Origin of the sequence: Devosia sp., from assembly GCF_041917035.1 — a bacterium.
Lineage (GTDB): Bacteria > Pseudomonadota > Alphaproteobacteria > Rhizobiales > Devosiaceae > Devosia_A.
This window is the reverse complement of sequence record NZ_JAYRYM010000278.1, coordinates 1-4,511: the sequence shown is the minus strand read 5'-3', so window position 1 is coordinate 4,511 and position 4,511 is coordinate 1. Positions and strand designations below refer to the sequence as shown.

The 4,511-nt window shown below is 68.3% G+C and carries 8 protein-coding genes; 5 read left to right on the top strand and 3 right to left on the bottom strand.

Going from position 1 to position 4,511, the window contains the following annotated elements; genetic code table 11:
* Together ACE3TU_RS19285 and ACE3TU_RS19280 are read left to right on the top strand one after the other, a co-directional pair.
* On the top strand, positions 1-651 hold a 651-nt coding region (locus ACE3TU_RS19285), incomplete at its 5' end, for an MOFRL family protein (RefSeq protein ID WP_374627186.1).
* Positions 652-656: 5 nt separating this feature from the next.
* The gene (locus tag ACE3TU_RS19280; protein ID WP_374627184.1) at positions 657-1,004 is read left to right on the top strand and encodes a VOC family protein; all 348 of its coding nucleotides are present in this window, start codon (positions 657-659) and stop codon (positions 1,002-1,004) included.
* Positions 1,005-1,011: 7 nt separating this feature from the next.
* Here the strand turns inward: ACE3TU_RS19280 and ACE3TU_RS19275 are convergent, their stop codons facing one another.
* Positions 1,012-1,212 (bottom strand): hypothetical protein, encoded by a 201-nt coding sequence (locus ACE3TU_RS19275; protein WP_374627182.1) that lies wholly within the window; start codon positions 1,210-1,212, stop codon positions 1,012-1,014.
* A 137-nt stretch (positions 1,213-1,349) separates the two neighbouring features.
* On the opposite strand from ACE3TU_RS19275, the gene ACE3TU_RS19270 reads away from it, so the two are divergent.
* The 3 genes from ACE3TU_RS19270 to ACE3TU_RS19260 are packed head-to-tail and all read left to right on the top strand — an operon-like array spanning position 1,350 to position 3,541.
* A complete protein-coding gene (locus ACE3TU_RS19270) occupies positions 1,350-2,288 on the top strand; it encodes a Gfo/Idh/MocA family protein (protein WP_374627180.1) in 939 nt (312 codons plus the stop codon).
* Positions 2,289-2,304: 16 nt separating this feature from the next.
* Entirely contained in the window at positions 2,305-2,802 is a 498-nt protein-coding gene (locus tag ACE3TU_RS19265) for a 2,4'-dihydroxyacetophenone dioxygenase family protein (RefSeq protein ID WP_374627178.1), read from the top strand.
* A 13-nt stretch (positions 2,803-2,815) separates the two neighbouring features.
* Positions 2,816-3,541: an SDR family NAD(P)-dependent oxidoreductase gene (locus tag ACE3TU_RS19260; RefSeq protein ID WP_374627175.1), complete on the top strand. Its 726-nt coding sequence runs from the start codon at positions 2,816-2,818 to the stop codon at positions 3,539-3,541.
* Here ACE3TU_RS19260 and ACE3TU_RS19255 read toward each other — a convergent pair.
* Together ACE3TU_RS19255 and ACE3TU_RS19250 are read right to left on the bottom strand one after the other, a co-directional pair.
* Positions 3,526-4,008, bottom strand: coding sequence for a hypothetical protein (locus tag ACE3TU_RS19255; protein WP_374627173.1), 483 nt, complete (start codon positions 4,006-4,008; stop codon positions 3,526-3,528). The genes ACE3TU_RS19260 and ACE3TU_RS19255 overlap by 16 nt on opposite strands.
* A gap of 204 nt (positions 4,009-4,212) precedes the next feature.
* On the bottom strand, positions 4,213-4,511 hold a 299-nt coding region (locus tag ACE3TU_RS19250), incomplete at its 5' end, for an aldo/keto reductase (RefSeq protein WP_374627171.1).

The window sequence follows — 4,511 nt, the reverse complement described above, 5'->3', positions numbered from 1 at the left end:
GGCCGGTCCGAGGCGAGGCATCTGGTCGCGCTCCACCGTCTGCAGCTGCCGGCCGCGGCCGAACAGCTTCTGGCGTCCGACGGCAACCCGGCGCCGCTGGCGTCCGACCCGCGCTTTGTCGGCAACACCGTGCGCGTCGTCGCGTCCGCGGCGCTGTCGCTCGAGGCGGCGGCGGAGGCGGCGCGGGCGATCGGCATCGAGCCGCACATCCTGTCCGATGCGGTCGAGGGCGAGGCCCGTGAGGTGGCCCGGGTGCACGCTGCGCTCGCCCGGGAGATCCGCACGCGCGGGCGTCCGTTTGCGCGCCCCGCCCTGCTTCTGTCGGGTGGCGAGACCACGGTCACCGTCCGTGGGTCCGGCCGGGGCGGGCGCAACGCCGAGTTCCTGCTGGCCTTCGCTATCGCCATCGACGGCGTTTCCGGCATTTCGGCGCTGGCCGCCGACACGGACGGCATCGACGGATCCGGGGACAATGCCGGCGCAGTGGCGGATGGCAACACCGCGACTCGCATGCGGGCCGCCGGCATCGACCCTCGCGGCGCACTTGCCGACAACGATGCCTATGCCGCCTTCAACGCCATTGGCGGACTCTTCGTCACCGGGCCGACCGGCACCAACGTCAACGACTTCCGTGCCATCGTGGTCAGGTAGGTCAAATGGCAAAAGCGATCGGCATCGGCGGCATCTTCTTTCGGGCGGCAGACACCGAGGCGCTCTCCCGGTGGTACGAACGGCACCTGGGCGTCCAGGGCTTCTGGAATCAGGAGGCCGGACCAACCGTCTTCGCGCCCTTCCCGGGTGGCACGAGCTACTTCCCGGCGGCGCGGCAGTGGATGATCAACTTCCGTGTCGACGACCTCGATGCCCTGATCGCCAACCTGCGCGGCGCCGGCATTCCGGTCGAGACCCGCCCCGAAGAGTGGGACACGCCGGAGACCGGCCGTTTCGCCCGCATCGTCGATCCCGAGGGCAATCACATCGAGCTCTGGCAGCCGCCCGCGTGACAGCCCGCTACTCCTCCACCCACGACTCGAACGTCCCGTCCTTCTTCAGCCGCGCCACCAGGTAGCCGCCGCGCTCGCGCGGCCGCACCTCGAAGTCGTACTGCCGCCCGTCCATGGCGCGCTGCACCTCCGCCGCGCTGCGGGCGGCCTCCAGTGAGGCATGCACCTGCGGCATGCCGGCACCCTCGCGGACGAACGCCTGCGACATGCTGCCACCTCCATCCGATCGTTCCCCGGTCCGATCATAGCGTTCATTCCGTGTTGGCCGGAATGATTTTTGCCGGATCGGAACTTCACTTCCGCACCCGCTTCCTCTTAAGTGCGGCCGGCGTGAGGAGACACCCAATGGCCAGAAAAAAGATCGCCGTCATCGGTATCGGCAAGATCGCTCAGGACCAGCATCTGCCGGTGATCGACAAGAGCCCCGATTTCGAGCTGGCGGCCTGCGTGTCGACGCGCGGACTCGGGCATCGCGACGTTCCCGTCTTCCGGTCCCCCGCCGAACTCTACAAGGCGATGCCAGAGGTTGGCCTGGTCGCCGTCTGCACCCCTCCCGGCGTCCGCCACGCCTATGTCCGCGAGGCCATCGACGCCGGCCGGGACGTGCTGCTGGAAAAGCCCCCGACCCCGACCATCACGGAGTTCGAGGACCTCGTCGCCTACGGCGAAAAGAAGGGACGCGTGCTCTTCCAGACCTGGCACTCGCGCTACAACGCCGCGGTCGAGGCGGCCCGCCTCATCCTCAAGGACGAGGGCGTTGCCTCCGTCCGCATCGATTGGCGCGAGAGCGTGCGAAAGTGGCATCCGGGGCAGGAATGGGTCTGGCAGCCCGGCGGATTCGGCGTCTGCGATCCAGGCATCAATGCCATGAGCGTATTCACCCGCATCATGCCCTTCCCGGTGTTTGTCGAGAGCGCCGTGCTGCGCTTTCCCGCCAACCGGCAGACCCCTGTCGATGTCGAGATCGTCTTCAAGTCGACCCAGAAGCACCGGCCCGCGATGAGCGCCGGCTTCAACTGGCTCGATGAAACCGGCGAGATCTGGACCGTGGCGGTGACGACGCGCAAGGGCACCGACCTCAAGCTCGAGAAGGGCGGCACGGTGCTGCGGGTCGACGGCAAGGAGACAGTCGCCAACCCGTCCGAGGAGTACGAGGCGATCTACGAACGCTTCGCCAAACTCCTCAGGAAGCGGAAGTCCGAGATGGACGGCTCGCCGCTGCGCCTCATCGGCGACGCCTTCCTGCTCGGCGCGCGCGAAAACGTCGACGCGTTCCATTGGTAGAGGCCGGAGCACCACGATGTACGACACGTTCAACGGTTCTGCGCATCCCCGCTCGCCCAGGGAGATCGCCATCGCGGCGATGCCGGGCGATGAGCGGGTATGGGTGCCGCAGGCAGAGGGCGTCTGGTTCCGGCCGCTGTTTCTCAACACGCTGCAGGGCCAATGGTGCAATCTCTTGCGCGTGCGCCGCGCCGGCATCCTCAGCCGGCACCTGCACCCCCAGCCGGTGCACGGCTACGTCATCAAGGGCCGCTGGCACTATCTAGAGCACGACTGGGTGGCCGAGACCGGCTCCTACGTCTTTGAGCCGCCGGGCGAGATCCACACGCTGACCGTACCGGCGGACTGCGAGGAGATGATCACCTTCTTCAACATCTCGGGCTGCATGGTCTATCTCGACGAAGCCAACCGACAGGTCGGCTTCGAGGATGTCTTCACCAAGATCGACATGTGCCGGCGCCACTACGAGAAGGTGGGGCTCGGGGCGGACTATATCGAACAGTTCATCCGCTAGCGGGGGGCAAGACATGACCTGGGCCACCGAGTTCTTCGCCGGCCGGCACGTCGTCATCACCGGCGGCACCTCCGGCATCGGGCAGGGCATCGGGCGTGCCTTCGCCGATGCCGGCGCGATCGTCCATGCCACGGGTGCCACCCAGGCCGAAGTCGAGTCCGGTGCCGACAACGAGCCGCGCTTCCGCTACACCCAGCTGGACGTGCGCTCGACCGAGCAGGTGGGCGAATATGCCGACACCTTCGGCCCGGTGGCGGCGCTGGTCAATTGCGCCGGGGTCAACCTGAGGGCCGCCGAGTTCACCGCGACCGGCTTCGAGACGGTGCTCGACATCAACACGACCGGCACGATGCGCGCCTCGACCGCGTTCCGCAGCAAGCTGCGCGGCGGCGCCATCCTCAATATCGGCTCGGTCTTCGCCTTCTTCGGTGCGCCGCACGCGCCGGCCTACGCCGCATCCAAGCATGCCGTGGCCGGGCTCACCAAGTCGCTCGCCATCGCCTATGCGGCCGATGAGATACGGGTCAATGCCCTGGCGCCGGGCTGGATCGAGACGGCCATGACCACCGTGCCGCGCAGCAATCCGGTCCGCAATGCCGAACTGATGGCGCGCACCCCGATGGGCCGCTGGGGCACCCCCGGCGACCTCGCCGGCCCGGCCCTGTTCCTGTGCTCGCCGCTCGCTGCCTTCGTCACCGGCGCCATCCTGCCGGTCGACGGCGGCTACATGTCCGGTTGAGCCGGCAGCTTCGGCGCGCAGAAGTAGAGGGCGCGATTGATCGCGGCGAGCGATCCTGAAAGCGAGATGGCGCGATCGATCGGTGGACCGTCCGGCGGGTCGAGGTAGACCAGGCCGGCATTCCGCAACTGCTCGAGGATCGGGTCGACATTGCCCTCGATCCGCGCGTGGTACGGCGCCGGCGAGGGAGAGGCTGTCACCGCGTAGCGCTCGCCCTCCTTGTCGAACTCCAGCACCCAGGCGCCGGCATCCGCCGCGGCACGGCTGGTGTGGATGTGCAGGCCCACCGAGAAATCATCCTCGCAGCGCACGGCCAGGCAGGTGTACTGCGCGGCGCTCGCGCCATAGGAGCAGCCGAGCGCGGCCCGGTCGCCCTCCCCGGGCAGGGGCGAGTAGTGCCATCCCGCCTCCTGCGCGTGGCAGGCCGCGGGAACGAACAGGGCGAGGAGAGTCAGGGCTGCGCGCATGCGGGGATCATCCGCTTCCTGTCGCCCCGAGGCAAGTCGTTGATCCAGATCATGGAAACGAACCAGGGCAGGGCGCAGAGCAATCCTGCCCGCTGAAAGGGGGCAGAAATGACCTTCGAGACCTACGCCGCCATCGTCCTCGTGTTTGCCGTGGTGATGACACTGCTCGTTACCGCCCTGTGGTGGATGGGGCAGACGCGCTGATCATCCCGCCGCGCTCAATTCAGCAAGATCCTCGGCGCTGAGGCTGAGCCGTGCCCCCCGCGCCAGGCTCCTCACCTGATCCGGGGTGGTCGCCGATGCGATCGGCGCCGCGACTCCCCGCTGCGCCGCCACCCAGGCGAGCGCGATCTCGCTCAGCGCCGCTCCGGTCCGCGCCGCCACGGCATCGAGCGCCGCGAGAAGGCGGAGACCCCTGGGGTTGAGGTACTTGTCGACCACACCCTTGCCGCGCGGGCTCTTCTGAGCGTCCGCCGCGGCGCGGTACTTGCCGGTGAGAAAGC

Bases quoted from the DNA above. Each gene is read 5' to 3' on its own strand.
- ACE3TU_RS19275 (WP_374627182.1), bottom strand. From the start codon at position 1,212: ATGTCGCAGGCGTTCGTCCGCGAGGGTGCCGGCATGCCGCAGGTGCAT.
- ACE3TU_RS19255 (WP_374627173.1), bottom strand. From the start codon at position 4,008: ATGCGCGCAGCCCTGACTCTCCTCGCCCTGTTCGTTCCCGCGGCCTGC.
- ACE3TU_RS19280 (WP_374627184.1), top strand. From the start codon at position 657: ATGGCAAAAGCGATCGGCATCGGCGGCATCTTCTTTCGGGCGGCAGAC.
- ACE3TU_RS19260 (WP_374627175.1), top strand. From the start codon at position 2,816: ATGACCTGGGCCACCGAGTTCTTCGCCGGCCGGCACGTCGTCATCACC.
- ACE3TU_RS19265 (WP_374627178.1), top strand. From the start codon at position 2,305: ATGTACGACACGTTCAACGGTTCTGCGCATCCCCGCTCGCCCAGGGAG.
- ACE3TU_RS19270 (WP_374627180.1), top strand. From the start codon at position 1,350: ATGGCCAGAAAAAAGATCGCCGTCATCGGTATCGGCAAGATCGCTCAG.